The organism is Streptomyces sp. NPDC031274 (genome assembly GCF_055570235.1).
In genome coordinates this window covers 17,768-44,505 of record NZ_JBVIHP010000020.1, presented here as the reverse complement: position 1 = coordinate 44,505, position 26,738 = coordinate 17,768, and the positions used below count along the sequence as shown (strand labels likewise).

The window sequence follows — 26,738 nt, the reverse complement described above, 5'->3', positions numbered from 1 at the left end:
GTCGGGCACACCGAGGTCGGGCCCGATTGGACATCCATCCCGTTGCGCGAACCGGTATTAGGTGCCCTGCTCAAGGGGTCAATACGGTCGGATTCATGGAGTCGAACTTTCAGACGGCCGAAGAGATGACGGCTGCCCTGCGTGCCGGTGAAGTGTCCTCGGCGGAACTGACCGATGAGGCGATCGCCCGGATCGAGCGGGACGACAAGGGGATCAACGCGATCTGTGTGCCGGACTTCGACCGTGCGCGGGCCGCCGCGCGCGGTGCCGACCAGGCGCGCGCCCGCGGCGAGGTCCGGCCGCTGCTCGGTATACCGGTGACGGTCAAGGAGTCCTACAACATGGCTGGGCTGCCCACGACCTGGGGCATGCCGCAACACCGGGACTACGTGCCTGCCGAGGACGCGGTGCAGGTGTCGCGGCTCAAGGACGCGGGCGCGGTGGTGCTGGGCAAGACCAATGTGCCGCTGGGACTGCAAGACATCCAGAGCTTCAACGAGATCTACGGCACCACCAACAACCCGTGGGATCACGGTCGTACGTCGGGCGGGTCCTCCGGTGGATCGGCGGCGGCCCTGGCGTCCGGGTTCGGCGCGCTGTCCATCGGCTCCGACCTCGCAGGTTCGCTGCGCACCCCCGCGCATTTCTGCGGCATCTACGCGCACAAGCCGACGGTCGGGCTGGCGGCGACCCGCGGCATGGTCGTGCCACCGGCACAACCGTTGCCGGTCGACCTCGACCTCGCCGTCGTCGGTCCGATGGCGCGCACCGCCCGCGACCTCGCGCTCCTGCTCGACGTCATGGCCGGACCGGACCCGATGACGCACGGTGTGGCGTACGACGTGACGCTGCCGCCCGCGCGCCACGAGCGGATCCGCGACTTCCGGGTCCTGGTCCTCGACGAACATCCGCTCATTCCGACCGGGTCCGCCGTGCGGGCGGGCGTGGACCGGGTGGCCGAGGCGCTTGCCGACGGCGGCGCCCGCGTCGAACGGCACAGCTCGCTGCTGCCCGATCTGGCCGAAGCCGCGACGCTCTACATGCAGTTCCTGTTCTCGGGCTCCGTCGCGCGTTTTCCCGTCGACGCGTACGAGGAACTGCGGACCCGCGCCGCCGGACTGAGCGCGGACGACCAGAGCCTCGACGCGACGCGGCTGCGTGGCATGGTGTTCACCCACCGCGACTGGATCGAGGCGAACAACCGTCGCGAACTCCACCGCCACGGCTGGCGGCAGCTGTTCGCCGAGTTCGATGCCGTGGTGTGCCCGATCACGCCCACTCCCGCGTTCCCGCACGACCACAACCCCCATGTGCTGGAACGTCGGCTCGACATCGACGGCGTCCAGTACCCGTACTTCGACCAGCTCGTCTGGGCCGGTCTTGCCACCATGCCCGGCCTGCCCGCCACCGCCGTACCAACGGGCCGGTCCCCCGAGGGGCTGCCGGTGGGAGTGCAGCTCATCGGCCCGATGTTCGAGGACCGCACCCCGCTGCGGCTGGCCGAACTGCTCGAACAGCAGATCGGCGGCTTCGAGGCCCCGCAGTAGGCGGGTCCGACCTCTCCCGCACCCGAAGGCGGCACCCGGCTCGGCCCGGGCGCCGCCCTGCCCCTCCTGCGCCGCGTGGCCACCGCGATGAACGCCTCCCTGAGCATCGTCCTGGATGCCGGATACGAGAAGGTCGCATTCAACGCCGCCCCGGTGGCCTGACCTACCCGACGGGCCCCTCCTGCACTCGGCGCTCCCGCAGCTCGGCCGCGAACTTCGCTGCCGTCGCGAAGTCGTTGAACCTGTCGTAGGCGGCAGCCCTCTCCAGTCGCCTGTTGTACTCCGCCGACGCATGCGCGACGGCCGCCGTCTTCGTCCGATGCCCGCCGAGACGCTTGGCGGTCTCCAGGGCCTCATCGTCGATCTCGATGTGTGTCAGCGACATCACGATCTCCCGCTCTGTACATGGAGAGCCCACTTCGACCTCTCTCAGCGTACAAATCAGCCCCTCACTTCGCCGGTCCGTCACGTTCACGGCAGCCGCCCCTCCCGGTTGACCAGCCGCACCTTCTCCCGCAGCACCTCGCCCGGCGGCGCCTCCCCGACCTTCTCCGGCGGGCAGTCCCACTCCCGGCCTCCGCCGAGCGGCCTCAGCTGTACGAGTCCGCCCTCGCACCCCATGACCTGCCCCACGCTGCCGTCCCGGTAGTCGACGGCGTACGTCCCCGCCTCCGGAACACTCGGGTCGCTGTCACCGCGCACCCTCCAGTACGGCGGCAAGACGCAACGCCATGTCGAGGTTGCAGCGCCCCAGCTCCACCAGCGGCAGCGCCCCTTCGGCCGTCGCCGTCAGGGGGTCCATCCGTAGCGACGGCAGCGTGACCCCGGCCCCTTCGAGGCCCGCTCTCAACTGCCGCACGGCCTCCTCCACCGCCCGCACCCGTTCCTCTGCCGTCAGCGCCATGCGCTCCACCTTTCACACTGAGTGTTCTCGTTTCATCACCCAGCGTGTCCGCCGCTGCGTACCCTGAGAAGCGTCGGCGACCCAACAAACCCCCTTGTTCGGTGCAGGAGTTGCCCATGACCCGCCCCAAGGACCTCGACCCCTCATCGAACCCCCGAGCCCTCCTCGGCTGTGAACTCCGCCACGCCCGCGAACGTGCGGGCCTCAGCCAGGACGCGCTCGGCGCCCCGCTCTTCGTCAGCGGCTCCTTCATCGGCCAGCTGGAGGCCGGTACGCGCCGGATGCACCTGGAGTACGCCCACCACTTCGACGAAGTCCTCGACACGGGGGGCTTCTTCGCCCGCAACTGCAAGGCCGTCGCCAAGTCCAAGTACCCGGATCACTTCGCGGAGGCTGCGGAGGCGGAGGCGATTGCTACGGCGATCAGGGAGTACGCCCCCCTGTTGATCCCAGGGTTGTTGCAAACGGAGGGGTACGCACGGGCCATGTTCCGGAGTGGGCGCCCGACAGCGACGCCGGATGTCATCGACGAGTTGGTGACAGCCCGTCTAGAGCGAGCTCACATCCTGCGCGATCCAACAACGCCGCTGTTGTGGGCGGTACTCGACGAGGCATCAATCCGCCGAGTGGTCGGAGGGCCTGGGGTGATGGCCGAGGCCCTGCACCATGTCGCCGCACTCGGGCGGCGACACCGAGCGATCGTGCAGGTCATGCCCTTCTCGGCAGGCGCCCACCCGCTCGTCCAAGGCTCCCTCAAGCTCATGACCTTTGAGAATGCACCTCCGCTCGCCTACGCAGAGGGTGTCGAAACCGGGCGCCTTGAGGACGACCCGGCCACAGTCACCCGACAAACTCTGGCCTACGATTTGTTAGGGGCCAGCGCATTGTCACCACAAGATTCCCTGGCTCTGATCGAATCAGTGGCAGAGGATTACACCCATGAGGACCAGCCCTGAGTACGACCTGAGCACAGCTACTTGGCACAAGTCCAGCTACAGCGGCCCTGACGGCGGCAACTGCCTGGAGATGGCCCGCTGGCGCAAGTCCACGTACAGCGGTGGGCAGGGCGGCGACTGCCTAGAAGTAGTCGACGGTCACCCCGAACTCGTCCCCGTCCGCGACTCCAAGAACCCCACAGGCCCGAAGCTCGTGTTCCGGGCCGCCAGCTGGTCCGAGTTCATCGCGGGCCTTAAGGCCAGCTGACCCCGGGGCTCAAGCCGCAAGCCGCGAGCCCTCTTTTCAAGGAACGGGAGGCGGGCCTCAACCCACCCTCCCTCCCCCGGAGTTGGCACACGCGACCACTTTCCGGGTTCGACTTGCCACGCAACGTGACGACGCTCTAGCGTGCCCGCATAACGAACAGCCCCCGCTCGGTGCTAGCAACACCTGCGGGGGCCTGACCATCACGATCGAAAGTCGAGTTCGATCCATGGCTGACGCCAAGCTTAGTGCCGCCTTCCGCCCCACGCACCCGACCCCGCACCCGATGGCCAACCCGGGCTACGGAAAACGCTCGGCACCCGGACAACTCCAACGCACCGCCCACGACTTCACCCACCTCCCACCCCGCGAAGCGTCCATCGCCGCGTACCTCGACCGGCTACCCGACGGCGCGGACATCTCCGTGAAGACCCTGGCCAAGCACCTCCCGTACGGCCAGTGCGCTCTCCGTACCGCCCTCAACAAGCTCCAGGAGGCAGGCAACTTGCGGCGCGGCAGCGAACACGTGCGCGGATCCGGCAGCGCCCGCTGGGTCACTCGGACGTGGTTCTCCCGGACGGCGCGGGACGACGACTGGTGGGCGGCGTTCACGCGTGGCGACGTACCGGAGAAGGAGCCGGAGCCGGAAGCGAGCAGACCCCGGCACCCCACCCGCAGCCGCGCCTTCATCCTCCTCGCGGCTCTCGGCAGGACGGCCCCCGCGCTGTCCCTCGCGTACGCGGACTGCGTCGCCCTCGAACCCCAGGTCACCGAGTGGTTCAGGCGCGGCGCGACGGAGCCGGACGTCCTCCGCGCCCTCACCGCGGGACTGCCCACCCCGGTCCACAGCCCGGCGGCCCTCGTCCGCAGCCGCCTCAAGAGCAAGCTCCCTCCGGAGCCAGCGCCCCGCCCCGCACTTCGCGTACTGGAGTGCGGAAGATGCGGCGCACCCGGCCGCCCCGAAGCCCTGCCCGGCGGCACCTGCGGCCCGTGCCGGGGCGAACCCGTGCGTCACCGCACCGCCCTGGGCCCCACCGAGGTCCGCGCCCACGCGGCACAAGCCCGCGCTGCGGCGACCCGAAACCCCGCAAGGAGCCACACGTGACGGTTCAACCCATCCGTGCCAGAAGCGGGGCACGATGTAGGGGAGGAGGCGACGCCATGACCCCCAGCACCGACGCGCCCCCCGCCGCCCTCACCTGCCGAAGTGCACCGCCGGGAAGGCGCCCGCCGCCCTGAGGGTTCCGGAGAAGGCACCGGCCAGTTCCGTGAGGCGGGCGGTGGCCGCCGGGCCGAGGTGGGCGTACGGGGCGGCGTCGAGGCGGTCGGTGAGCGCCTCGGTCTCGGCGCGCAGAGCCGTGCCCGCCCCCGTGAGGTCCCCCGCCCCGTCCAGCAGGCCACGCTCGCGCAACTGCTCCCGGGCGGCGCCCCATTGCTGCTCGGACCACCCGCGCGTCCGCATGAAGAGTTCCGATGTCGGCGCCTTGCCGGTGGCGTTGTGCAGGACCAGCGCCTCGATGCCGGACAGGCCGGCCATCGTCAGGGCGGTCAGGTGACCGTCACCCCGGTGCTCGCGCAGCAGCGTCGCGGCGTGCCACAGGGCGAGGTGCGGCTCTTCGGGGACGGGGAGGTCGGCGTTGGCGGCGTACAGCGGACGCGCCTCCCTGCGGCACGCTTCGGTGGCGCGCAGCGCCAGTTCGGCCGCTTCGGTCATCTCCTTGGATATGAGGGCCTCCTTCCCGAGCAGCCGCCGCAGCGTCCGGTCCGCGCCGCGCAGCCGTGCCGTGAGCACCGCCTCCGGGGTGGTGACGGTCCACGCCGCGGGGATGGACCGCCGTACGTGCTCGTGGTTGAAGTTGTAGAACGTCGCCGTGACGGTGCCCGCGTCGACGGCCCCCAGCGGTGCGGCGCGGCCCGCGAGGTAGACCATGGAGCCTTGCTCAAGACCGAGTGCCGTGAGTTCTTCCCCCGGCTCCGGAGCGAAGTACATGGCCACGTGCAGAGGGCTGACGGCGTTGTGGCAGTGGCGGCCCGTGCTGGCCTCGATGGACGTCATGCTGTGGCTCCGGTTTCGTCGGTGGGGTTGTCGGTCGGTTCGTGGTGGGGGCAGTCGGTCAGTCCGGCCGCGGTCTGGGTGAGGTGCTGGGTGAGGACCTCGGCGGCGGTGTCGGCGTCGCGGGCGAGCGCCGCCTCCTCAAGGCGGCGATGCTCCAGGGCGCCGTCCCGGCCGGGGTTGCGGTGCGCCGACCAGCGGCGGGCCAGCTCGCTCGCGGTCCACATCCGGTCGAAGGTCTGAAGGAGTACGGCGTTGCCGCACCCCTCAAGCAGGGTGCGGTGGAAGACCCGGTGCGCTTCGGCCCACGCGCCGCTGTAGTGCTCGCCCTCCTCCGGCACGTATGCCGGGGTGCGGGTCAGACGGTGGTGGGCGGCCCGTACCCGGGCTTCCCAGTCGACGTCGCCGCGCTCGACGGACATGCGCAGCATGACCGGTTCGACGGCCCTGCGGGCCTCCGCGATCTCCTGCCAGCGGCGGTCGGAGAAGGCGGGGACGGCGAAGCCGCGGTTGGGCAGCCGGTCGGCGAGACCTTCGCCGACCACCCGCACGAGCGCCTCACGCACGACGGCCAGGCTCACGCCCTGCTCTTTGGCGAGGTCCTGGGGTTTGAGGGGGTCGCCGGGGGCGTGGTCGCCGCGCATGATCGCGTCCCGCAGGTGGGTGTAGACCTGCTCGGAGAGCATCTGCTTCCCCGCCTGTGGCGAGGTGTGGGGCGTCTGACTCATGCCTACACAATAGACGATCCGATGGATAATCGATTACCAAGGCCGACATCGATTCACATGGCGAGCGCTCCCGGCGCCTTCGGGACATACTTCCCCCGCGTCGGCGCGCAGCCCCTGACCGAGTCGAACACCGCCACGCCACACCCGTAACCGCCGTGCGCGCCCCGCCCAGGCCCGGCGGCCCTCATCCCCGTACGGCACACGCGAAAGCGGCCAACACCCCGCTGTCCGAAAGGGCCCCGCTCTCCTTCCGGCGGGCCAACCGACGTACCGAAGATGACACCGCACCTCATCCCGCCATCGGAGCCGCACCACCGGAGGGGACCCTTCATGACCGAGTACGACGACACCGGACAGCCCGGCCAGCACGACGAAGAGCAGATCGCCGAGGCCTTCGGGACCGCCGCCCGCATCACCCTGGCGCCCGGCCCCCGGGAGGTCTCCGAGTCCGCGCCCGCCCCGGACCAGGAGTGGACACTGCCCGAGGGCCGGGCCTGGGTGTATCTCGCCAACGCCAAGGACGGGCTGACCAAGCCGGTCATCATCGCGGACGGCTTCAACACCGGGCCCAGTGACCTGGACTTCTCGTGGGAGACCCTGGAGCGGGGGCCGTACCCGTTCATCAGCAAGCTGCGCAAGCGCGGGTACGACGTCATCCTGCTCGGCTTCGACGAGCGCAGCGCCTCGATCCTGGACAACGCCAAGGCCGCCAAGTCGGCGATCCAGGAAACGATCGCGCGGCGCAACGGCAACCACCCGCTGACCGTCGGCGGCTTCAGCATGGGCGGTCTGGTCGCGCGGTACGCGCTGGCCAAGATGGAGCACGACAGCGTCGACCACGAGACCGCGCTGTACTTCTCGTACGACAGCCCGCACCGCGGCGCCTGGATCCCGCTCGCGCTCCAGTCGTTCGCGCACTACATCCGCCGGCTCAACGCCGCCTTCTCGAACCAGATGAACAGCCCGGCCGCGCGCCAGCTCCTGTGGCAGCACATCTCCGAGTGGGGCGACGCTCCCGAGACGGACAAGGAGCGCGTCGAGTTCCTCGCCGAGCTCGAGCGGGTCGGCGGCTGGCCGAACCGGCCGAAGAACATCGGCGTCGCCAACGGCGTCCGCAGCGGCGCGGGCAACGGCATCGCCCCCGGCGAGCAGGCGTTCCACGGCAGGGGCCTCGCCATCACCGGCACCCGCCTCTACACGCAGCCCGAGGGCGAGGACCAACTCGTCGCGCAGCTACGGGTGGTGACCCTGCGCAAGCCGCAGCTCCGCACCTCGGGCCTGCCCGCGGTCGACGGCGCGCCCGGCGGCACCCTGGAGGGCTTCGGCATCCTCGCCGACGAACTGGACAGGATCCCCGCCATCATCGGCCTCGGCTCGGAGGCCGAGATCCGCGAGCACTGCTTCGTCCCCGCCGTCAGCGCGGTCGCCCTGCGCGACATCGACAGCCACGAGAAGCTGTACGACCCGTTCCCGGAGAAGTCCGAGGACAGCCACCTGGACGAGTACTACTGCGCGGCCCAGAACGAGGGCCACACCCTGGTCACCGAGGAACTCTGCACCTGGATCATGGACCGGCTCCCGGACTGATCCCCTCCTGGGGGCAGGCGGTGAGCGGGGCCCCGGTCGCGTCGGTCGCCCGGCACAGGACGAGGACGACGTCGTCCGTGAGCGGGCGGCCGGTGTGCGCGATCGCCATGGCGTACAGGGCGTCGAGCGCATCGGAGTCCGAGGGCTCGGCCAGCGCCTCGGCCACGCGCGGGAGCAGGGGGAAGTCGACGCCGTCGCCGTCGCGGGCCTCGCTCAGGCCGTCGGTGTAGAAGAGAAGACGCTCCCCCGGTTGCAGGTAGACCCGGTGCGGCAGCGGTGTCGTACGCAGGCCCAACGGCAGCGCGGGCTCCGGGGGTTCGAGGAGTCTGACCTGCTTGCCCACCCGCAGGGGCGGCGGGTGGCCGCAGTTGACCAGGCGGACCTCGCCCGGCGCGAACTCGGCGATGACGGCGGTGACGAAGCCCTCGGGCCCCAGGTCGGGGGCGAGCCGGGTGTCGAGGGCCGTGGCCAGGTCGGCGAGGCCGGGGGTGAGATAGGCGAGGTCGCGGAAGGCCTTCATCGCCGCCGCGGTGGTCCGCAGCGCCTCCAGGCCGTGGCCGCGTACGTCCCCGACGAACAGCCGCGGCCCGTACGGGGTGTGGACGACGTCGTACAGGTCCCCGCACACCGAGGCTCCCTGCACCGGACTGTGCTGCCGGGTGCACACCTCGATCCCGCCGACCTCGGCCGTCAGGGGCTGTAGCAGCGCGCTCTGCGACGCGCACGCCACCTCCGTGACCCGGGCGAGGGCCGCCTCCCGCTCGGCGTGCCGGGCGGCGTTGTGGACGGCGAGCACCCCGCCCGCCACGAGGACCAGGAACTCCAGACCGAAACCCGGTGCCCCCGCCAGATGCCGCACGACACCGGTCACCGACGCGAGCAGCACCGTCCAGGCGACCACCACCGCGGTACGCCGCGCACTCGACCGGACACAGGCGATGAGCGGACCGATCAGCAGCACGGCGACCCCCGTCGGCCAGCCGCTGACGAACGTGCCGAGCGCTGCCAGGAGGAAGCTCACCCCCAGAGCCAGGATCAACAGGATGCGCCATCCCCTCATGTCTGCCTCCCGGCCCCACCTGCCGACGGGCATGGCCCGGCCCCACCCCCATGTTCACGCTCCGTGACGGTTGACGGTCACTATGGACCACCCGTGGCCCCTCCCAGAAGAGGTTGACCGGAGTGGACGGTAGATGACCGGGCCTGACGCCGAAATGCGACGGTGCGAACGTCTCGCCAGTAGAAATGGGCATCTCACGACATCCATGAGCCCGGGACCGTGACGGAGAGCAGACTCACAGGGCGGAAACGGCGGCGGCTGCGGGCCGAAGGGGCTTGGAGCGGCCGGAGACGGGGAGCCACGGGGAGCCACCATGGGGAAAACCGGGCAGAGCCGACAGGTGGGCAACCTACCGGCCGAGACGACGAGTTTCGTCGGACGCGGGGCGGAACTGCGGGCCGTCGCGGAAGCCCTGACCGACGCCCGCCTGGTGACGCTGACCGGTGTGGGCGGCGTGGGCAAGTCCCGCCTGGCACAGCGCGCCGGAGCGGAGCTGAGGGACGGCTTCCCCGACGGAGTATGGCTGGTCGACCTCGCCCAGCTGAGCCAGCCTGCCCTGATGGCCCTCGCCCTGTACGAGGCCCTGCGCCTTGCCGATCAGAGCGCCCGGCCCGCGATCGAGGTGGTGTCCGGCTGGCTGGCCGACAAGGAGCTCCTGCTGATCCTGGACTGCTGCGAGCATCTGGCCGCCGACTGCGCCGACTTCGTACGCACACTGCTGGCCGCGGCCCCGGGAGTACGCGTCCTCGCCACCAGCCGCCACCCCCTGTTCCTCCAGGGCGAGCAGGCAGTCGTCGTGCCCCCGCTGCCCGTCGACGTCCACGGCGCACGACCGTCCGACGCGGCCCTGCTGTTCATGGAGCGCGCGGGCGTCACCGAGGAGGACGGCACGGCGGTGGCGGAGATCTGCGCGCACCTGGAAGGCATCCCCCTCGCCATCGAACTGGCCGCGGCCCGCCTGCCCGAGATGGACCTGGACGCACTCCGCCGGCGCCTGCACGCCCGCTTCGAGACGCTCGCCTCCCCCTCGCCCCCCGGCAGCTGGCACGGCGGGAGCGAACCCCGGCACCAGACCCTGCGCACGGCCATCGGCTGGAGCCACGAACTGTGCACCCCACAGGAGCGGTTGGTCTGGGCCCGCCTCTCCGTCTTCGCCGACGGCTTCGAGCAGGAGGCGGCCGAACTGGTCTGCGCCGTCGGCCCGCTCGGCAGCGGGCAGATCGGGGGGCTGCTCTCCGCCCTTGTGGACAAGTCCCTCCTGCGGTCGGTGGAGACCCAGCGGGGCCTGCGGTACTCGATGCTGGACACCGTCCGTGAGTACGGCGAGGAGTGGCTGCGCAATCTCGGCGAGGACAAGCGTCTCGCGGAGCGGCACCGGGACTACTACCGCTGGCTGGCCCGCACCGGCGGCCGGAAGTGGGCCGGCCCCGACCAGGTGGCCTGGTACGAGAGGTGCACGGCCGAGCACGCCAACCTCCGCGCGGCTCTGGAGAGCTGCCTCGCGGAGCCGGACCCGCGTGACAGCCTTGAGATGACCGGCAGTCTGTGGTTCTTCTGGTTCTGCTGCGGCTTCCAGCGCGAAGGCCGTCACTACTTGGAGCGGGCCCTTGCCAAGACCCCCGGTCCGGGCGCCGAACGGGAACGCTTCTGGGCCCTGTGGACCTGTGGATCGGTCTCCCTCGTGCAGGGCGACCTCGAAGCCTCCACCCAACTGGTGCACATCTGCGCGTCGTTGGCGGACCGGGTCGACGATCCGGCGGCGGCCGACGCCGCTCTCTACCTCGAAGGGGCCCGCCTTGCGCTGACCGGCCGCCCCGCGCGGACGATCGTCCTGCTCGCACCGGCGGCCGGGTCGCCCGGCTGCGGCGGCGGTTCCCCCGCCGTCAAGCTCCTCGTGCTCGGCGTCCTGGCGTTCGCCCGACTCCATCTGGGCGAGTTCGACCGGGCCACCGCGAGCGCCGACGCCCTGCGCGAGGAGTGCGAGCGGCACGGCGAGCTGTGGATGCGCAGTTACGCCTTCGACCTGCTGTCCAGGGCCGCGCTGAGCAACGGCGACCCGGAGTCGGCCGTGCGGCACGCCCGCGACGCCCTGCCGATCAAATGGCGGTTCCGCGACGTCTTCGGTGCCGCCCTGAGCATCGACGCGCTGACCTCGGCCATGGCCGACCCCGAGCAGACCGGGCGGCTGCTCGGTATCTCCGATGTCCTCTGGCGCTCCAGCGGCGTCGCACAGATGGGAAGTCCCTATCTCGTTGCCGTCCGCCAGGCCTGCGAGCGCCGGATCCGCGACGCCATCGGCGACCCGGCGTACGAGGCCGCCTTCCGCAAGGGGCTTGAGTCCGACATCGACGACGGCATCGCCTATGCCCTGGCAACGCCCGAGGGCGGTACCCCTTCCTGAGAAGGGGTACCGCCCTCGGTACGTGAAGACTGGCCTACCGAGCCGAAGAGGCTCAGAAGTCCATGTCACCGCCCGGCATGCCGCCGCCGGCCGGGGCAGCGCCCGCCTTCTCCGGCTTGTCGGCGATGACGGCCTCGGTGGTGAGGAACAGCGCGGCGATCGACGCGGCGTTCTGCAGGGCAGAGCGCGTGACCTTCGCCGGGTCGAGGATGCCCTCGGCGATCATGTCGACGTACTCACCGGTCGCGGCGTTCAGGCCGTGGCCGACGGTGAGGTTGCGCACCTTCTCGACGACGACACCGCCCTCAAGGCCGGCGTTGACCGCGATCTGCTTCAGCGGGGCCTCAAGGGCCAGCTTCACAGCGGCGGCACCGGTGGCCTCGTCGCCCTCGAGCTCAAGCTTCTCGAAGACAGCGGCGGCCTGGATGAGGGCCACGCCACCACCGGCGACGATGCCCTCTTCGACGGCGGCCTTCGCGTTGCGAACGGCGTCCTCGATGCGGTGCTTGCGCTCCTTGAGCTCCACCTCGGTCGCGGCACCGGCCTTGATGACCGCAACACCGCCGGCGAGCTTCGCCAGGCGCTCCTGCAGCTTCTCGCGGTCGTAGTCGCTGTCCGAGTTCTCGATCTCGGCGCGGATCTGGTTGACGCGACCCTGGACCTGGTCGCTCTCACCGGAGCCGTCGACGATCGTGGTCTCGTCCTTGGTGATGACGACCTTGCGGGCGCGGCCGAGCAGGTCGAGACCGGCGTTCTCCAGCTTGAGGCCGACCTCCTCGGAGATGACGGTGCCACCGGTGAGGATGGCGATGTCGCCGAGCATGGCCTTGCGGCGGTCACCGAAGCCCGGGGCCTTGACGGCGACGGACTTGAACGTGCCACGGATCTTGTTGACGACCAGGGTCGACAGGGCCTCGCCCTCGACGTCCTCGGCGATGATCAGCAGCGGCTTGCCGGACTGCATGACCTTCTCGAGGAGCGGAAGGAGGTCCTTCACGTTCGAGATCTTCGAGTTGACGATCAGGATGTACGGGTCGTCGAGCGACGCCTCCATACGCTCCATGTCGGTGGCGAAGTACGCCGAGATGTAGCCCTTGTCGAAGCGCATGCCCTCGGTGAGCTCAAGCTCGAGCCCGAAGGTCTGCGACTCCTCGACGGTGATGACGCCTTCCTTGCCGACCTTGTCCATCGCCTCGGCGATGAGCTCGCCGATCTGGGTGTCGGCGGCGGAGATGGAGGCGGTCGAAGCGATCTGCTCCTTGGTCTCCACGTCCTTGGCCTGCTCGAGCAGGGCGCCCGAGACGGCCTCGACGGCCTTCTCGATGCCACGCTTGAGGGCCATCGGGTTGGCACCGGCGGCTACGTTGCGCAGGCCCTCGCGGACCAGCGCCTGCGCCAGGACGGTCGCGGTCGTCGTGCCGTCACCGGCGACGTCGTCCGTCTTCTTCGCGACCTCCTTGACCAGCTCGGCGCCGATCTTCTCGTACGGGTCCTCGAGCTCGATCTCCTTGGCGATGGAAACACCATCGTTGGTGATCGTGGGGGCACCCCACTTCTTCTCGAGGACGACGTTGCGACCCTTGGGGCCCAGGGTCACCTTGACGGCGTCGGCGAGCTGGTTCATGCCGCGCTCGAGGCCGCGCCGTGCCTCCTCGTCGAACGCGATGATCTTGGCCATGTGAAGTGGTCCTCCCGGACAGGGGTGGCATGCTCCGGATCGCATCGGTGCCCGCGACGGACGGCCTGCAAACCGTGTGGTTCCTTGCCCCACCCGGCCTGCGGGCCTCACCGACCCGATCCAAGTTCTGTCACTCTCACTAGGAGAGTGCTAAGCCCAATGATTAGCACTCGACCCCTACGAGTGCAAGCGTCTCTCACGGATCCCAGACACATGGGGGGCGCACATCCGGGGGCGTACGCACGAGGGGCCCGTACCCCTGTCGGGATACGGGCCCCTCGTCACTCGCTAAGTCGCTGGCCGATCGCGCCGAGATCAGACGGCGAGCTTGACCATGTCCGCCTGTGGACCCTTCTGGCCCTGCGAGATCTCGAACTCCACTCGCTGACCTTCTTCAAGGGTGCGGTAACCGTCCATCTGAATCGCGCTGTAGTGGACGAAAACATCCGCACCACCGTCGACCGCGATGAAGCCGTACCCCTTCTCCGCGTTGAACCACTTGACGGTGCCCTGAGCCATGCCTAACTCCCCTATTACTGGCCCTTGCACGGACCCGCACTTCGCGGGCCCGGGTCAGACCTCACCCCCCCAATGGGTTGTGGAGGCGTGCGCCGGAACGCGTCGACCGCCGCTGAATGTATCTGCCCAACTGCCCTCTGCAACAGGTCAATCGGACGAGAATTCTGGGCACGCGCGATCGGAAATATGCGGAGAATTTGCCGGAGTTCAGGGCAAGTCGGGCCGGGCAAATGCCGCAATAGACTCAAAAGGGCAAGGCGCTTTGGCTACTTCTTGTCGGCCCGGGGCCGACTTCGTCTACGCGCTCGACGCCAAAAGCGAAGCTTGCTTCCCAACTGTACCGCGCTCAACCACATGGAATTGCCCCCTCCGCTTCTCTCGCGGAGGGGGCAATAGAGGTGACGCTGCGTGCTTTCAGGCGGATTCAGCAACCGCCCGCGACGGCGGGAATGATCGAGACGCCGGCGCCGTCCGGCGTCGCGGTCTCAAGGCCCTGCTCGAAACGGACGTCGTCGTCGTTCACGTACACGTTCACGAAGCGCCGCAGCTTGCCCTGGTCGTCAAGGACACGGGCCGCGATACCGGCGTGCTTGGCCTCAAGATCGGCAATGACCTCGGAGAGGTTGGCGCCCTCGGCGGCGACCTCGGACTTGCCGCCGGTGTAGGTGCGAAGAATGGTGGGAATGCGAACGTTGACGCTCATGGAATTCACCTCTTGATACGGGGAGGAAGCGCCCCGTCAGGGGCGCGAGGAACTGCGCGAGGACGGACCACGACCGCCGTTCGACGACGGCGATCAGGCCCTACGGCGATTAATCGGCAAGACCCGCGGCGCGAAACGCGTCGAGGCTGGGCTTGATCGTCGCAGTCGCCTGAGACGTCTCGGCAACAGCGTCGAGGGTCTTGAGGCCGTCACCCGTGTTCAACACGACCGTGGTGAGAGTGGGGTCGATGAGCCCCGCCTCAAGAAGCTTCTTCGTGACGCCGACCGTCACGCCACCGGCGGTCTCCGCGAAGATCCCCTCGGTCCGCGCAAGCAGCTTGATCGCGTCCACGACCTGCTCGTCGTTCACGTCCTCCACCGCGCCGCCCGTGCGACGGGCGATGTCCAGGACGTACGGCCCGTCGGCAGGGTTGCCGATGGCGAGGGACTTGGCGATGGTGTCCGGCTTCTGAGGGCGTACGACGTCGTGCCCGGCCTTGAAGGCGGTCGACACCGGCGAGCAGCCCTCGGCCTGCGCACCGAAGATCTTGTAGGGCTTGTCCTCGACGAGGCCCAGCTTGGTGAGCTCCTTGAGGCCCTTGTCGATCTTCGTGAGCTGCGAGCCCGACGCGATCGGGATGACCAGCTGGTCGGGCAGCTGCCAGCCGAGCTGCTCACAGATCTCGTACGCGAGGGTCTTGGAGCCCTCGCCGTAGTACGGCCGCAGGTTCACGTTGACGAAGCCCCAGCCCTCGCCCAGCGGGTCGCCGATGAGCTCGGAGCAGAAGCGGTTCACGTCGTCGTAGTTGCCCTCGATGCCGACGAGCTCGCCGCCGTAGACCGCGGCCATGACGACCTTGCCCTGCTCCAGGTCGTGCGGGATGAACACGCACGAGCGGAAGCCGGCGCGGGCCGCGGCGGCACCCACGGCACCGGCGAGGTTGCCGGTGGAGGAGCAGGAGAGGGTGGTGAAGCCGAAGGCGCGCGCCGCCTCGATGGCCTGCGCGACGACGCGGTCCTTGAAGGAGTGCGTCGGGTTCCCGGAGTCGTCCTTGACGAAGAGCTTGCCCTGCTCGACGCCGAGCTCACGGGCGAGGTTGTCGGCCTTGACGAGCTGGGTCCAGCCGGGGTTGATGTTCGGCTTCTCGGCGACGTCCGCGGGGACGGGCAGCAGCGGGGCGTAGCGCCAGATGTTGGCGGGGCCGGACTCGATCTGCCTCCGCAGCGCCTCGGGGTCGCCGGTCGGCAGGTCGTACGCGACTTCGAGCGGGCCGAAACAGGCCTGGCAGGCGAAGATCGGGCCGAGGGCGTAGAGCTCACCGCACTCGCGGCACGAGAGGCCGGACGCGGGGCCGAGATCCACGGAACCTGTGGTGGTGGAGGGGGTGGTGTCGAATGTTCCGACAGTCTGCGCAGCCATGGAGGCGAGGCCCTTTCTCCTCATCTTCCCCGCGGCGAATCTCACCGCGAGACGGAATTGGCACCTTCCCCGCCGAGACCTCGCGTGCGCGGTCGGCGGGATGGTTGCCGGGGCTTCAACGGGCCGTATCCCTCTGCCCCTCTGGATGAGCGGTATGGCGCCGGGCTTCAGGGGCCCGGGGCATTTGTGACGCGTCGACCCCCGACATGCGATGGTCATCCGCGTTGTTCAAGACTGTAACCGACGGCCTGGACCCTTGAGATAGTCGTCCGCACCGCGAGATGGATCACATGTAGGCCACACACAGGAGGAACCACCCGTGCTGGAAGAGGCCGAGCGCTGGCTGACCAGGCGTTCCTGGTCCGTTGCCGACCGTCCGCTCAGCGCGCTCGTCGCCGCCAAACGGGCGTCGGGAGCCTCGGTGAGCGTCGTCCTGCCCGCGCTCGACGAGGAGGAGACGGTCGGCGGGATCGTCGCCGTGATCCGCCGCGAGCTGATCGAGAAGGCCGCCCTCGTCGACGAGCTCGTGGTGATCGACTCCGGCTCGCGGGACCGCACGGCCGAGGTCGCGCGCGACGCGGGCGCTCGGGTCGTGCACCGGGACGAGATCCTGCCGCGCATCCCGGCCGTGCCCGGCAAGGGCGAGGTCCTGTGGCGCTCGCTCCTGGTGACAGGCGGTGACATCGTCGCGTTCGTCGACGCGGACCTGAAGGAGTTCTCGGCGGACTTCGTCACCGGGATCGTGGGCCCGCTCCTGACCGAGCCCGACGTGCACTTCGTGAAGGCGATGTACGACCGCCCGCTCGCCGGGGCCGCGGGTCAGGGCGGCCGGGTCACCGAGCTGATGGCGCGCCCGCTGCTCAACATGCACTGGCCTCAACTGGCCGGGTTCGTCCAGCCGTTGGGCGGCGAGTACGCGGCGCGCAGGTCTCTCTTGGAGCGGCTGCCGTTCCCCGTCGGATACGGGGTGGAGCTCGGCCTGCTCGTCGACGCGCTGCACACCGTGGGCCTTGACGCGCTCGCGCAGGTCGACGTCGGCGTGCGCAAGCACCGGCACCAGGACGGGCAGGCGCTCGGCAGGATGGCGGCGGCGATCTACCGGACGGCGCAGGTCAGGCTCGCGCTCGGGCATCACGTACGCCCCGAGCTCACCCAGTTCGAGCGGGGCGAGCACGGGTTCGAACCGCGGACCCATTCGGTGGACACGGAGGAGCGTCCGCCGATGTCCGGCATCGCGGAGTACACGGCCCGCCGCGTGGCGTAACCACCCAAGACCGGGCATTTTGTCTACATTTCCCACTTATGTGGGTCCTTATGCGGGTCAGACAGTTCATGGGAAGCGCGCGACGCGTCGGTGGCGTGGCCATGGCCACGGCCGGTCTCGCGGCAGGGGCGCTGAGCGCGGCAGCCGTGGTACCGGCCGCCGCGGACGTGATCGATCCCTTCGCCAAGCGCTACGACGAATCGCTCTACGGCGACTTCAAGACCATCGGCAACACGGTCATGGGCTGCCCGACGACGCCCGCGGACATGGCGGCGCGCTGTGCCACCGCCGCGGAGGGCGAGGGCCGCGACAACAACAACACCTTCGTCATGCGGCGGATCAACACCGCGGGCATGGACCCCGACCACGGATCGAGCACCGGCCGGGTCGCGATCCCGCCCGGCGCGAAGGTCGCGTACGCGCGCCTCTTCTTCGGCGGCAACGACGGCACGTACAAGGGCCCGAGCGGCGCCCGGCTCAAGCGCTGCGACATCTCCGGCGCCGATGTGGAGCCCTCGCCCGGCGACCCGCTCGACGCGGTGCCCTCGGTCAGCGTGGCCGGCGCCACCCCCTCGAAGGTGACCCCGGCGAACCTGGTCGGGGACCCGGCGTCGGCCAACGGCCCGCACTACTACACCGGCGAGGCCGACATCACGGGCCTCTTCAACGGCATCACCGGCGACGGAACGCCCCTGCCGGTCGCGGTCGGCGACATCTGGGCGCCCACCGGCAAGGGCTGCGTCGCGGGCTGGTCCCTGACCGTCGTCTACAAGTACGACGCCCCCGACGAGCAGTACGCGCCCGACCGCCGCAACGTCTACGTCTACGGCGGCCACGTCCTCCAGCGCTCCACCTCGCCCGCCACCAGCGTCGAGGTCGACGGCTTCTACCGCACGGACGGCAAGCCGCGCGCGAGCGTCACCGCGTACGAGGGCGACTGGAACACCCCCGGCGACCGTTTCGCGGTGGGCGGCCAGAACATCACCGAGGCGCACACGGGCAACACCAACAACTTCTTCATCAGCGAGGACGACGGCGCCCTCGACCCGAGGATGACCAACAACCTGTCCATCGACGCCAAGGAGTTCGACGTCACCGGCGGCAACTCCCGCGCCCCGGCCGCCGCCGAACCGATCCCGGTCGGCTCGACCTCCACGACGCTGAGCTTCTCCACGAAGGGCGACACCTACGTCCCCTCGGCCCTCGCGCTCTCCGTCCCGGTCCCCGACCTGGAGGTGACGAAGACGGCGAGCCCCAAGAAGGTGAAGCCGGGCGGCACCCTGACCTACACGGTCAAGGCGAAGAACATCAGCAAGCTGAACTACCCGAACGCCAAGTTCAGCGACGACCTGACGGACAACCTCGACGACGCGACGTACCGGCACGACGCGGAGGCGACGACCGGCGAGGTCTCGTACACCAGACCGAGGATCAGCTGGACCGGCGACATCCCGGCCGGGCACACCGCGACGGTGACGTACTCGGTCAAGGTCAACGACCCCGTCAGCGGTGACGGCAAGCTGCTCAACGACGTCGACGTCGAGTCCCCCCGCTCCAACTGCGACGCGGGCAGCGCCGACCCCAGGTGCGGGGCGGCGCCGGTCATCGAGCGCAAGCAGCCGAAGCTCAAGGTCAGCAACGTGCCCGCACGGCGGACCGCGCCGGTGTGCAGCGACGTCAAGAACACCATCACCCTCAAGAACCCCTCGGGCAGCACGCGCACCGGGGCCACCGCTTCCTGGCAGGTGACGCCGGGCTCGAAGCCGGTCGCCAGCAGCGGGACGATCACCGAGCGGGGCAGGACGTACGTCTGGAAGGGCGATGTCCGACCGCACGGCAAGGTCACCGTCACCCAGCGGGTCAAGGTGTCCTGCACGGCAGGCGCGATCCGGGTGATCACGGTGACGGCCCCAGGCAGCAACTGCCCCCGGTCCGTCCGGGGCGGCGACGACCCGTGCACCTCGGCGATCCTCGCCACGCGGCAGCGGGTCCAGGCGCGGCCCGCCCCGCAGCACCAGCACAACGAGCCCGTGGGAGCGGCGGCGGCGAGCGGTCCGGGTGAACTGGCCGACACCGGCAGCGACTCCGGCACGATGCTGTACACGGGCCTCGCGATCTCCCTTTGCGTGCTCGGCGCGCTCGCGGTGGCGGCGGCGCGGAGCAGGCGGGACTAGCGGGGCAGGCCTCGACATCGGCCTTGACGCTGCTCCCTGAACGTATACGGCCGGGCCCGCAAGGGTCCGGCCGTACGTTTGAGCCCTTCCGCTAAGGGCTAGGTTCGGCACATGGTCTCCGAGCACGCCCAGATCCTCGTCGCGTCCAACCGCGGCCCCATCACGTACTCCCTGGAGGAGAACGGCGAACTGACGGCGAAGCGGGGCGGCGGAGGGCTCGTCTCCGGGCTCAGCGCGATCGGCGACTCCGCCGGGGACTCCCTGTGGGTCTGCGCGGCGCTGGGTGACGGCGACCGGGAGGCCGTGCGGCGCGGGGTCGGTGAGCCCGGCGTGCGGATGCTCGACATCGACGCGCGGGTGCACGCCGACGCGTACAACGGCATCGCGAACTCGGTCCTCTGGTTCGTCCACCACATGCTGTACCAGACGCCGCTAGAACCGGCCTTCGGCCCGGAGTTCCGGGCGCAGTGGGCGTCGTACGAGACCTACAACCGGGCCTTCGCGGAGGCGCTCGCGCAGAGCGCCGCAGGGGAGGCGGCGGTCCTCGTCCAGGACTACCACCTGGCCCTGGTGCCGGGGATGCTGCGCGAACTCCGCCCCGACCTGCGCATCGGCCACTTCTCCCACACGCCGTGGGCCCCGGTGGACTACTTCCGGATGCTGCCGGACGACGTCGCGGAGCAACTGCTGCGCGGCATCCTGGGCGCCGACCGGGCGGCGTTCCTGACGGGCCGGTGGGCGGACGCGTTCACGGAGTGCTGCGTCGCCGTCCTCGGCGGTACGTCGGGGACGCGGATCGGGGTGCACGGGCTCGGGGCCGACGCGGACTTCCTGCGGGAGCGGTCGCGGCGGGACGATGTGGAGGAGCGGCTCGTCGCGCTGCGGGAGCAGGTCGGCACCGGCCGACGGGTGATTGTCCGGGTGGACCGGACGGAACTGTCGAAGAACATCGTGCGGGGGCTGCTGGCGTACCGGGAGCTTCTCGCCTCGCGCCCCGAGTGGCGTGAGCGGGTGGTGCATGTGGCCTTCGCCTACCCGTCGCGGCAGGACCTGGCGGTGTACCGCGAGTACACGGCGTCCGTGCAGCGGCTCGCGGACGAGATCAACTCCGAGTACGGGGTCGAGGGCTGGACGCCGGTGGTGCTCAACTTGAAGGACGACTTCGCACGGTCGCTGGCCGCGTACCGTCTGGCCGACGTGGCACTGGTGAACCCCATCCGGGACGGGATGAACCTGGTCGCCAAGGAGGTGCCGGTCGTGTCGGACGAGGGGTGCGCGCTGGTGCTTTCGCGGGAGGCGGGGGCGTACGAGGAGTTGGGCGAGGACGCGGTGGTGGTGAACCCGTATGACGTGTCGGGGACGGCGGATGCGTTGCACTCGGCGTTGACCATGCCGGTGGAGGAGCGCGCGGAGCGAACCAAGCGGCTCGCTGCGGCGGCGACGGCGTTGCCCCCGGCCCAGTGGTTCCTGGACCAGTTGCGGGCACTGGGATAAGACAAACGCCGGACGGGCTGGAGTATCCAGCCCGTCCGGCGTTTGAGGACATCTTGTACGGGGTCTGGGGCGGAGCCCCAAGTAGGTCCGGGGCGCAGGCGCGGTTTTCGGGAAGGGGCGGGGTGGGGGAAAGGGTCCTTGCCGGTCAGCCCAGTTGTGCAGCGATCGCTCCGAGCAGGTCCACCACGCCCCCAGGCCCGTCCACCACCAGGTCGGCCCGGTCCGCCAGCTCCGCGACCTCCGCGCTGCCACTGCACACCAGCAGGCCCCGCACCTGGTCCGAGCGGAGCTTCTCCACCGCCGCGAAGGCGGGCAGGTCTCCCAAGTCGTCGCCCGCGTAGAGGACGGTCTCGGCGCCGACTTCGCGCACGTAGTCGGCCAGGGCCACCCCCTTGTCCATGCCGGGGGGACGCAACTCCAGTACCAGGCGGCCCGGTTCGACGATCAGGCCGTGGCGGGCCGCCAGCTCACCGAGAGGTTCACGCAGCTCCTCGAACGCGGCCTGCGGATCGCGCGCACGGCGCGTGTGCACCGCGACCGCACGCCCCTTCTCCTCTATCCACGTGCCGCGCCAGGCACCGATCGCGTCCAGGAACCCGGGCAGCTCGGCCCGCACGGACGCCACTCCGGGATGCGGCTCGGCCGCGTGCACGGTGGAGGAGACCGCGTCCCAGCGCTCGGCGCCGTAGTGCCCGAGCACGACGAGGTGTTCGAGGCCGGGAACGCCCGCGAGACCGCCGTAGCGCACCGCCACGCCCGCCGGGCGCCCGGTGACGACGGCGACGGACCGCACCTTCGGCGCGAGCGCGGCGAGGGCGGGGACGGCACCGGGGTGGGCGCGGGCCTGCTCGGGGTCGGGCACGATCGGGGCGAGCGTGCCGTCGAAGTCGAGCGCGATCACGGCCTTCCCGGGCCGCGCGAGGAGCGCGGCAAGGCCCTCGCGCCCCGCCGGTGTCACGGGCTCGGGCAGCTCGGGCATATCGGGCAGCTCGGGAGAGTACACAGGGTCACCCATGGGCCCGACCCTACGCTCAACGCTCCCCGCGCCGGGACTCCCTGACCCGCCGGAGCCGGTTGACGGTCACCGGATCGTGCGCGAGGGCGCGGGGATCGTCGAGCAGGGCGTTCAGGAGCTGGTAGTAGCGGACCGGCACCAGGCCGAGCTGCTCGCGCACGGCACGCTCCTTGGCGCCGGGCCCGCTGGCCCAGTCGCGGCGCTCCAGGGCGAGGATCGCGCGGTCACGCTCGGAGAGCCCGGTGTCGGGGAACACGTCGCCCCTCGCGTCGTCGTCCATGGCATCGGTCATGCCGTCACGCTATTCCGAGTTCTCCTCGGTCGCCGCCTTGGTCTGGATCTGACTGAGGATCGACTGCGGGTTGCCGTTCGGGTCGACGGCCCTGCCGATGTACTTCTTGACCTCGACGGAGACCTGCGCCCAGGACGTCTTGCCCACCGGGTACAGCTGCGACGTGGGCAGCTCGTCGAGGAACTCGGCGAGCGCCTTGTCGTTCTTGTTGCCCGTCATCTGCTGCGCCGCGGACGTCGTGACGGGCAGCAGGTCGTACTCGCGGGAGAAGTCCAGGACGTTCTTCGTGCTGTAGGCGAAGTCGAGGAACTTACCGATCTCCTCGCCGTTGCCGTGCTGCTTGAAGGCCATCATCCAGTCGGCGACGCCCATCGTGGACTGGGCGTGGCCGTTCACGCCGGGCATCGGCACCATGCCGTACTTCACGCCCTTCTTCGCGGCCATCTGCATCAGCGTGGGATGGCCGTTGAGCATGCCCACGTCGCCGCGCGTGAAGGCGGCGAAGGCCTCGGCGCGGTCGAGCTTCGCGGGGGGCGTGTCGCCCGTCAGGCCCTTGCCGACGAGCTCGTCCTTCAGCCAGGTGAAGGTCTTCACGTTCTGCTTGGAGTCGATGTCGTACGTGCCGACGTTGTCGGTGTAGCCGCCGCCACCGCTGAGCAGCCACTGCATCGTCTCGGCCTGCGCCTCTTCCGAACCGAGCGGCAGGGCGTAGGGGATCTTCACCCCGCGCGCCTTGAGGGCCTTGGCGTCGGCCGCCAGGTCGGTCCAGCTCTGCGGCGGCGTGAGGTCGGCGTCCTTGAAGATCTTCTCGTTGTAGAAGAGCAGGCGCGTGGAGGAGGCGAACGGCATGCCGTACTGGACGCGGTTGACCTCGCCCGCCTCGGCGAGAGGCGCCATGAAGTCGGCCTGGGTGGCGATGGAGACCAGGTCCTCGACGCGGTACAGCTTGTCCTGCGCGGCGTAGTCGGCGTACGCGCCGATCTGGGCCATGTCGGGTGCGTCGCCCGCCTTGACCATTTCCTTGACCTTGCGGTCCACGTCGGTCCAGGAGTAGACGCTGACGTCGACCTTGATGCCGGGGTTCTTCGCCTCGAACTTCTCGGCGAGCTTGTCCCAGTACTTCTGGGAGCTGTTGTCCTTGGAGTCGCCGTAGTCGGCGGCCACCAGCTTGAGGGTGACGTCGCCGGAGTCGCCCGGACCGCCGCAGCCGGCGAGCACCGCCGCCAAGCCCAGTGCGGCTACCGCCGCGGTCAGTCCTGTCGCGCGCCGCTGCACAGCTGTTCCCACCCTCGAAGATCTTCGTGAACTGCGATTTTCCCCCGCGTACGCACACGAGGTCTACACCACTCAAGTATCGCTTGTGCAACGGCGTGCTCCTGACGTCCCACCATTGCCGAAGGGGCCGACCTGCTGCTAAGCACGTCACGTTCCATCAGCACATCGTGAAGTCCCGCACCGGCAAGGAGCCTTGGCGCATGTCGCGTACCGCAACAGAGATCGCAACCCAGCCCGCCTGCTGGCACCGGGCGGCCGAGGCCGCCTCCGCCTTCGACGGACTGCCGAAGCCGGGTGAGCGGGTGGCCGTCACCGGGTGCGGTACGTCGTGGTTCATGGCCATCGCGTACGCGGCGCTGCGCGAGGCCGCCGGGCAGGGCGAGACGGACGCGTTCGCCTCGTCGGAGTTCCCCGCCGGACGGACGTACGACCGGGTGGTCGCGATCACCCGCTCCGGTACGACGACCGAGGTCCTCGAACTCCTCGGCGAGCTGAAGGGCGTCGTCCCCACCACGGCCCTGACCGCCGATCCGAAGACTCCGATCATGGACGCGGCCGACTCGGTGGCCGTCCTGGACTGGGCGGACGAGGAGTCGGTCGTCCAGACCCGCTTCGCCACGACCGCCCTGGCCTTCCTGCGGGCCGGGCTCGGTGACATCCCCGGCGTGAAGTCGATCGCCGATGCCGCGGTCGACGCGGAGCTCGCGGTGACGGAGCCGCTGCCCTCGGCGGTTCTGGCGGCTGAGCAGTGGACGTTCCTGGGGCGGGGCTGGACGTACGGTCTCGCCCTCGAAGCCGCGCTGAAGATGCGGGAGGCTGCGGGGGCCTGGACCGAGTCGTACCCGGCGATGGAGTACCGCCACGGGCCGATCGCCATCACCGGGCCCGGCCGTGTGGCCTGGATGTTCGGCGTACTGCCGGAGGGTCTTGCCGGGGATGTCGCCCGGGTGGGCGGGGAGCTCGTCGCCCGCGAGGAGGCCGATCCGCTGGCTGATCTGATCCGGGCGCAGCGGCTCGCCGTCGCTCTGGCGGAGTCCCGGGGCTTCGACCCGGACCGGCCCCGGAACCTGACGCGGAGCGTCATTCTGGGCTAGTCGGCTCTCCTGCGGCGGGTGGGTGGCTGATCCTGAATCGCCGCTTCGCGGCGCATTTCCCCCACCCGCCCACCCGATTGCCCCGCCCGATTAGTGGGAATGGACCAGGAGTGGACTAGACCTCTCGCACGTCACGCGCGAGACTGTCCCCCGTGAGACATGTCATCGCCCTCGATGTGGGCGGCACCGGAATGAAGGCCGCCCTGGTCGGGGCGGACGGCGCGCTCCTCTACGAGGCGCGGCGGGCCACCGGCCGGGAGCGTGGCGCCGACGCCGTGGTCGAGTCCATCCTCGACTTCGCCGCCGACCTCCGCGCCCACGGGATCAAGGAGTTCGGGGAGCCCGCGGCGGCGGCCGGCGTCGCGATCCCCGGAATCGTCGACACCGAGCGCGGCATCGCGGTCTACGCCGCGAACCTCGGCTGGCGCGACGTCCCCATGCGCGAGCTCCTGAGCCGCAGGCTGGAGGGCGTCCCCGTGACCCTGGGCCACGACGTCCGCACCGGCGGTCTCGCCGAGGGGCGGATCGGCGCGGGCAAGGGCGCCGACCGGTTCCTCTTCGTACCGCTCGGTACGGGGATCGCCGGGGCCATCGGGATCAACGGCGGCATCGAGCCCGGCGCCCACGGCTCGGCGGGCGAGATCGGGCACATCATCGTGCGCCCCGGCGGCCCGCTCTGCGGCTGCGGCCAGCGCGGCTGCCTGGAGCGGCTCGCCTCCGCGTCCGCGGTGAGCGAGGCGTGGGCGGCGGCGAGCGGTGACCCCGAAGCGGACGCCGCGGACTGCGCGAAGGCCGTGGAGTCGGGCGACCCGCGGGCCCAGGCGGTCTGGCAGAACGCCGTCGACGCGCTCGCCGACGGCCTCATCACCGCCCTCACCCTCCTGGACCCGCACACCCTGATCATCGGTGGCGGTCTCGCCGAGGCCGGGGAAACCTTGTTCACACCTCTGCGGGCGGCCATGGCGGAACGCATCGTGACGTTCCAGTCCCAGCCCCTCATCGTCCCCGCCGCCCTCGGGGACACCGCGGGATGCCTGGGCGCGGGCCTGCTCGCCTGGGACCTCCTCGGCACCCCTGACCACCCCACCGGCACCACCGACTCCACCGACTCCACGGAGGTAACCGCCTGATGGCCACTAGCAAGGTGCTCGCCGGTGCTCAGGTGGTCCTGCCCACCGGGACCGTCTCCAACGGCCGTGTGATCGTCGACGGCGCGCGCATCGCCGGGAGCGCTCCCAGCGATGCCGAAGTCGTCGACCTCGATCCCGGCCACTGGGTGGTCCCGGGCTTCGTCGACATCCACAACCACGGCGGCGGCGGTGCCTCCTTCACCTCCGGCACCGTCGACGACGTGCTCAAAGGCGTCCACACGCACCGCCTGCACGGCACCACGACCGTCGTCGCGTCGACCGTCACCGGCGAGATGGACTTCCTCGCCCAGCGGGCCGGCATGCTCAGCGAGCTGGCCGAGCAGGGCGACATCGCGGGCATCCACTTCGAGGGGCCGTTCATCTCGCCGTGCCGCAAGGGCGCACACAGCGAGGTGCTCCTGCGCGACCCCGACCCCGCCGAGGTCCGCAAGCTGATCGACGCGGCACGCGGCCGGGCCAAGATGCTCACGCTCGCCACCGAGCTGCCGGGCGGCATCGACTCCGTACGCCTCCTCGCCGAACACGGCGTCATCGCGGCCATCGGCCACACGGACGCGACGTACGAGCAGACGCAGCAGGCCATCGACGCGGGCGCCACCGTCGCGACGCACCTCTACAACGCGATGCCGCCCCTCGGGCACCGCACGCCGGGCCCGATCGCCGCGCTCCTGGAGGACGAGCGGATCACGGTCGAGCTGATCAACGACGGCACGCATCTGCACCCCGCGTCGTTCGAGCTCGCCTTCCACCACGCGGGCTCCTCCCGTACCGCGCTCATCACGGACGCGATGGACGCGGCGGGCTTCGGTGACGGCCGGTACATGCTCGGCCCGCTGGAGGTCGAGGTGCTCGACAGCGTCGCGCGGCTCGTCGACGGCGGCTCGATCGCGGGCTCGACCCTCACCCTGGACCGTGCGTTCAAGCGCTCGGCGACCGTCGACGGCCTCCCGGTCGACGACGTCGTCCGGGCCATCTCCGTCAACCCGGCCAGACTCCTGGGGATGTACGACGAGATCGGCTCGCTGGAGCCGGGCAAGGACGCCGATCTGGTGGTCCTTGACGCGGAGTTCGACCTGGTGGGCGTCATGCGCAAGGGCGAGTGGGTAGTTGCGCCGCAGTGACGTTGAAATGGCAACGAACAGGGAGCGGTTGGTCCTGACCTCTGGGCCAACCGCCTTC

General features: G+C 70.2%; 25 protein-coding genes and 1 riboswitch. Of the genes, 12 read left to right on the top strand and 13 right to left on the bottom strand.

Annotated features, from left to right (window positions below):
- The first annotated feature begins 95 nt into the window (after window positions 1-95).
- Window positions 96-1,547, top strand: coding sequence for an amidase (locus ACZ5CR_RS28945; RefSeq protein ID WP_468862617.1), 1,452 nt, complete (start codon window positions 96-98; stop codon window positions 1,545-1,547).
- A 163-nt stretch (window positions 1,548-1,710) separates the two neighbouring features.
- Here ACZ5CR_RS28945 and ACZ5CR_RS28940 read toward each other — a convergent pair whose 3' ends face one another.
- The 3 genes from ACZ5CR_RS28940 to ACZ5CR_RS28930 form a co-directional block, all read right to left on the bottom strand.
- On the bottom strand, window positions 1,711-1,932 hold the full coding sequence (locus tag ACZ5CR_RS28940; RefSeq protein ID WP_468862614.1) for a type II toxin-antitoxin system VapB family antitoxin: 222 nt from the start codon (window positions 1,930-1,932) through the stop codon (window positions 1,711-1,713).
- A gap of 86 nt (window positions 1,933-2,018) precedes the next feature.
- Window positions 2,019-2,249, bottom strand: coding sequence for a hypothetical protein (locus tag ACZ5CR_RS28935; protein WP_468862612.1), 231 nt, complete (start codon window positions 2,247-2,249; stop codon window positions 2,019-2,021).
- Complete coding sequence (locus ACZ5CR_RS28930) at window positions 2,239-2,451, bottom strand: hypothetical protein (protein WP_468862610.1); 213 nt, start codon at window positions 2,449-2,451, stop codon at window positions 2,239-2,241. The genes ACZ5CR_RS28935 and ACZ5CR_RS28930 overlap by 11 nt, the downstream gene beginning before the upstream one ends.
- Window positions 2,452-2,567: 116 nt before the next feature.
- Here ACZ5CR_RS28930 and ACZ5CR_RS28925 point away from each other — a divergent pair, with 116 nt between their 5' ends.
- The 3 genes from ACZ5CR_RS28925 to ACZ5CR_RS28915 all read left to right on the top strand — a co-directional run bounded on the left by ACZ5CR_RS28925 (window position 2,568) and on the right by ACZ5CR_RS28915 (window position 4,756).
- A complete protein-coding gene (locus tag ACZ5CR_RS28925) occupies window positions 2,568-3,407 on the top strand; it encodes a helix-turn-helix domain-containing protein (protein WP_468862608.1) in 840 nt (279 codons plus the stop codon).
- On the top strand, window positions 3,391-3,654 hold the full coding sequence (locus ACZ5CR_RS28920; protein WP_468862606.1) for a DUF397 domain-containing protein: 264 nt from the start codon (window positions 3,391-3,393) through the stop codon (window positions 3,652-3,654). Before ACZ5CR_RS28925 ends, ACZ5CR_RS28920 begins: the two co-directional genes overlap by 17 nt.
- A gap of 226 nt (window positions 3,655-3,880) precedes the next feature.
- The gene (locus ACZ5CR_RS28915) at window positions 3,881-4,756 is read left to right on the top strand and encodes a hypothetical protein (protein WP_468862604.1); all 876 of its coding nucleotides are present in this window, start codon (window positions 3,881-3,883) and stop codon (window positions 4,754-4,756) included.
- Window positions 4,757-4,846: 90 nt separating this feature from the next.
- On the opposite strand, the gene ACZ5CR_RS28910 is transcribed toward ACZ5CR_RS28915, so the two are convergent.
- Together ACZ5CR_RS28910 and ACZ5CR_RS28905 are read right to left on the bottom strand one after the other, a co-directional pair.
- Window positions 4,847-5,707 (bottom strand): SCO6745 family protein, encoded by an 861-nt coding sequence (locus ACZ5CR_RS28910; RefSeq protein WP_468862602.1) that lies wholly within the window; start codon window positions 5,705-5,707, stop codon window positions 4,847-4,849.
- Window positions 5,704-6,432, bottom strand: a complete 729-nt coding sequence (locus ACZ5CR_RS28905; protein WP_468862601.1) for a GntR family transcriptional regulator — start codon at window positions 6,430-6,432, stop codon at window positions 5,704-5,706. Before ACZ5CR_RS28905 ends, ACZ5CR_RS28910 begins: the two co-directional genes overlap by 4 nt.
- 330 nt (window positions 6,433-6,762) lie before the next feature.
- On the opposite strand from ACZ5CR_RS28905, the gene ACZ5CR_RS28900 reads away from it, so the two are divergent.
- On the top strand, window positions 6,763-8,019 hold the full coding sequence (locus tag ACZ5CR_RS28900) for an esterase/lipase family protein (RefSeq protein ID WP_468862598.1): 1,257 nt from the start codon (window positions 6,763-6,765) through the stop codon (window positions 8,017-8,019).
- Here the strand turns inward: ACZ5CR_RS28900 and ACZ5CR_RS28895 are convergent.
- Window positions 7,997-9,079, bottom strand: coding sequence for a PP2C family protein-serine/threonine phosphatase (locus ACZ5CR_RS28895; RefSeq protein ID WP_468862596.1), 1,083 nt, complete (start codon window positions 9,077-9,079; stop codon window positions 7,997-7,999). The genes ACZ5CR_RS28900 and ACZ5CR_RS28895 overlap by 23 nt on opposite strands.
- Window positions 9,080-9,392: 313 nt before the next feature.
- Between ACZ5CR_RS28895 and ACZ5CR_RS28890 the strand changes: the two genes are divergently transcribed.
- Window positions 9,393-11,480 carry an ATP-binding protein gene (locus ACZ5CR_RS28890; RefSeq protein WP_468862594.1) on the top strand — a complete coding sequence of 696 codons (2,088 nt, stop codon included), beginning with the start codon at window positions 9,393-9,395 and terminating at the stop codon, window positions 11,478-11,480.
- 52 nt (window positions 11,481-11,532) lie between these two features.
- Here ACZ5CR_RS28890 and groL read toward each other — a convergent pair whose 3' ends face one another.
- The 4 genes from groL to thrC all read right to left on the bottom strand — a co-directional run bounded on the left by groL (window position 11,533) and on the right by thrC (window position 15,824).
- A complete protein-coding gene (gene groL / locus ACZ5CR_RS28885; RefSeq protein ID WP_055551550.1) occupies window positions 11,533-13,158 on the bottom strand; it encodes a chaperonin GroEL in 1,626 nt (541 codons plus the stop codon).
- 315 nt (window positions 13,159-13,473) lie between these two features.
- Window positions 13,474-13,677 (bottom strand): cold-shock protein, encoded by a 204-nt coding sequence (locus ACZ5CR_RS28880; RefSeq protein ID WP_005315736.1) that lies wholly within the window; start codon window positions 13,675-13,677, stop codon window positions 13,474-13,476.
- Window positions 13,678-14,101: 424 nt separating this feature from the next.
- The gene (locus ACZ5CR_RS28875) at window positions 14,102-14,380 is read right to left on the bottom strand and encodes a MoaD/ThiS family protein (RefSeq protein WP_383269896.1); all 279 of its coding nucleotides are present in this window, start codon (window positions 14,378-14,380) and stop codon (window positions 14,102-14,104) included.
- A gap of 109 nt (window positions 14,381-14,489) precedes the next feature.
- Window positions 14,490-15,824 (bottom strand): threonine synthase, encoded by a 1,335-nt coding sequence (thrC, locus tag ACZ5CR_RS28870; protein ID WP_468862592.1) that lies wholly within the window; start codon window positions 15,822-15,824, stop codon window positions 14,490-14,492.
- Window positions 15,818-15,952: riboswitch (SAM riboswitch) on the bottom strand. Its footprint overlaps the gene before it by 7 nt.
- A gap of 167 nt (window positions 15,953-16,119) precedes the next feature.
- On the opposite strand from thrC, the gene ACZ5CR_RS28865 reads away from it, so the two are divergent.
- From ACZ5CR_RS28865 to ACZ5CR_RS28855, 3 genes are all read left to right on the top strand, one after another.
- Complete coding sequence (locus ACZ5CR_RS28865) at window positions 16,120-17,064, top strand: glucosyl-3-phosphoglycerate synthase (protein WP_468862590.1); 945 nt, start codon at window positions 16,120-16,122, stop codon at window positions 17,062-17,064.
- A 68-nt stretch (window positions 17,065-17,132) separates the two neighbouring features.
- Complete coding sequence (locus tag ACZ5CR_RS28860) at window positions 17,133-19,238, top strand: DUF7927 domain-containing protein (protein ID WP_468862588.1); 2,106 nt, start codon at window positions 17,133-17,135, stop codon at window positions 19,236-19,238.
- Between the two features lie 111 nt (window positions 19,239-19,349).
- Window positions 19,350-20,732 carry an alpha,alpha-trehalose-phosphate synthase (UDP-forming) gene (locus ACZ5CR_RS28855; RefSeq protein ID WP_468862586.1) on the top strand — a complete coding sequence of 461 codons (1,383 nt, stop codon included), beginning with the start codon at window positions 19,350-19,352 and terminating at the stop codon, window positions 20,730-20,732.
- Window positions 20,733-20,877: 145 nt separating this feature from the next.
- On the opposite strand, the gene otsB is transcribed toward ACZ5CR_RS28855, so the two are convergent.
- Genes otsB through ACZ5CR_RS28840 form a run of 3 tightly spaced genes read right to left on the bottom strand, consistent with a single transcriptional unit; the run spans window position 20,878 to window position 23,314 of the window.
- Window positions 20,878-21,747 carry a trehalose-phosphatase gene (gene otsB, locus ACZ5CR_RS28850; RefSeq protein ID WP_468862584.1) on the bottom strand — a complete coding sequence of 290 codons (870 nt, stop codon included), beginning with the start codon at window positions 21,745-21,747 and terminating at the stop codon, window positions 20,878-20,880.
- 16 nt (window positions 21,748-21,763) lie between these two features.
- A complete protein-coding gene (locus ACZ5CR_RS28845; RefSeq protein WP_468862582.1) occupies window positions 21,764-22,039 on the bottom strand; it encodes a DUF3263 domain-containing protein in 276 nt (91 codons plus the stop codon).
- A gap of 9 nt (window positions 22,040-22,048) precedes the next feature.
- A complete protein-coding gene (locus tag ACZ5CR_RS28840) occupies window positions 22,049-23,314 on the bottom strand; it encodes an extracellular solute-binding protein (RefSeq protein WP_468862876.1) in 1,266 nt (421 codons plus the stop codon).
- A 200-nt stretch (window positions 23,315-23,514) separates the two neighbouring features.
- On the opposite strand from ACZ5CR_RS28840, the gene ACZ5CR_RS28835 reads away from it, so the two are divergent.
- The 3 genes from ACZ5CR_RS28835 (at window position 23,515) to nagA (ending at window position 26,680) form a co-directional block, all read left to right on the top strand.
- Window positions 23,515-24,408: an SIS domain-containing protein gene (locus ACZ5CR_RS28835; protein ID WP_468862581.1), complete on the top strand. Its 894-nt coding sequence runs from the start codon at window positions 23,515-23,517 to the stop codon at window positions 24,406-24,408.
- 152 nt (window positions 24,409-24,560) lie between these two features.
- Entirely contained in the window at window positions 24,561-25,538 is a 978-nt protein-coding gene (locus tag ACZ5CR_RS28830) for an ROK family protein (RefSeq protein ID WP_468862579.1), read from the top strand.
- The gene (gene nagA, locus ACZ5CR_RS28825; protein ID WP_468862577.1) at window positions 25,538-26,680 is read left to right on the top strand and encodes an N-acetylglucosamine-6-phosphate deacetylase; all 1,143 of its coding nucleotides are present in this window, start codon (window positions 25,538-25,540) and stop codon (window positions 26,678-26,680) included. Before ACZ5CR_RS28830 ends, nagA begins: the two co-directional genes overlap by 1 nt.
- The last annotated feature ends 58 nt before the right edge of the window (window positions 26,681-26,738 follow it).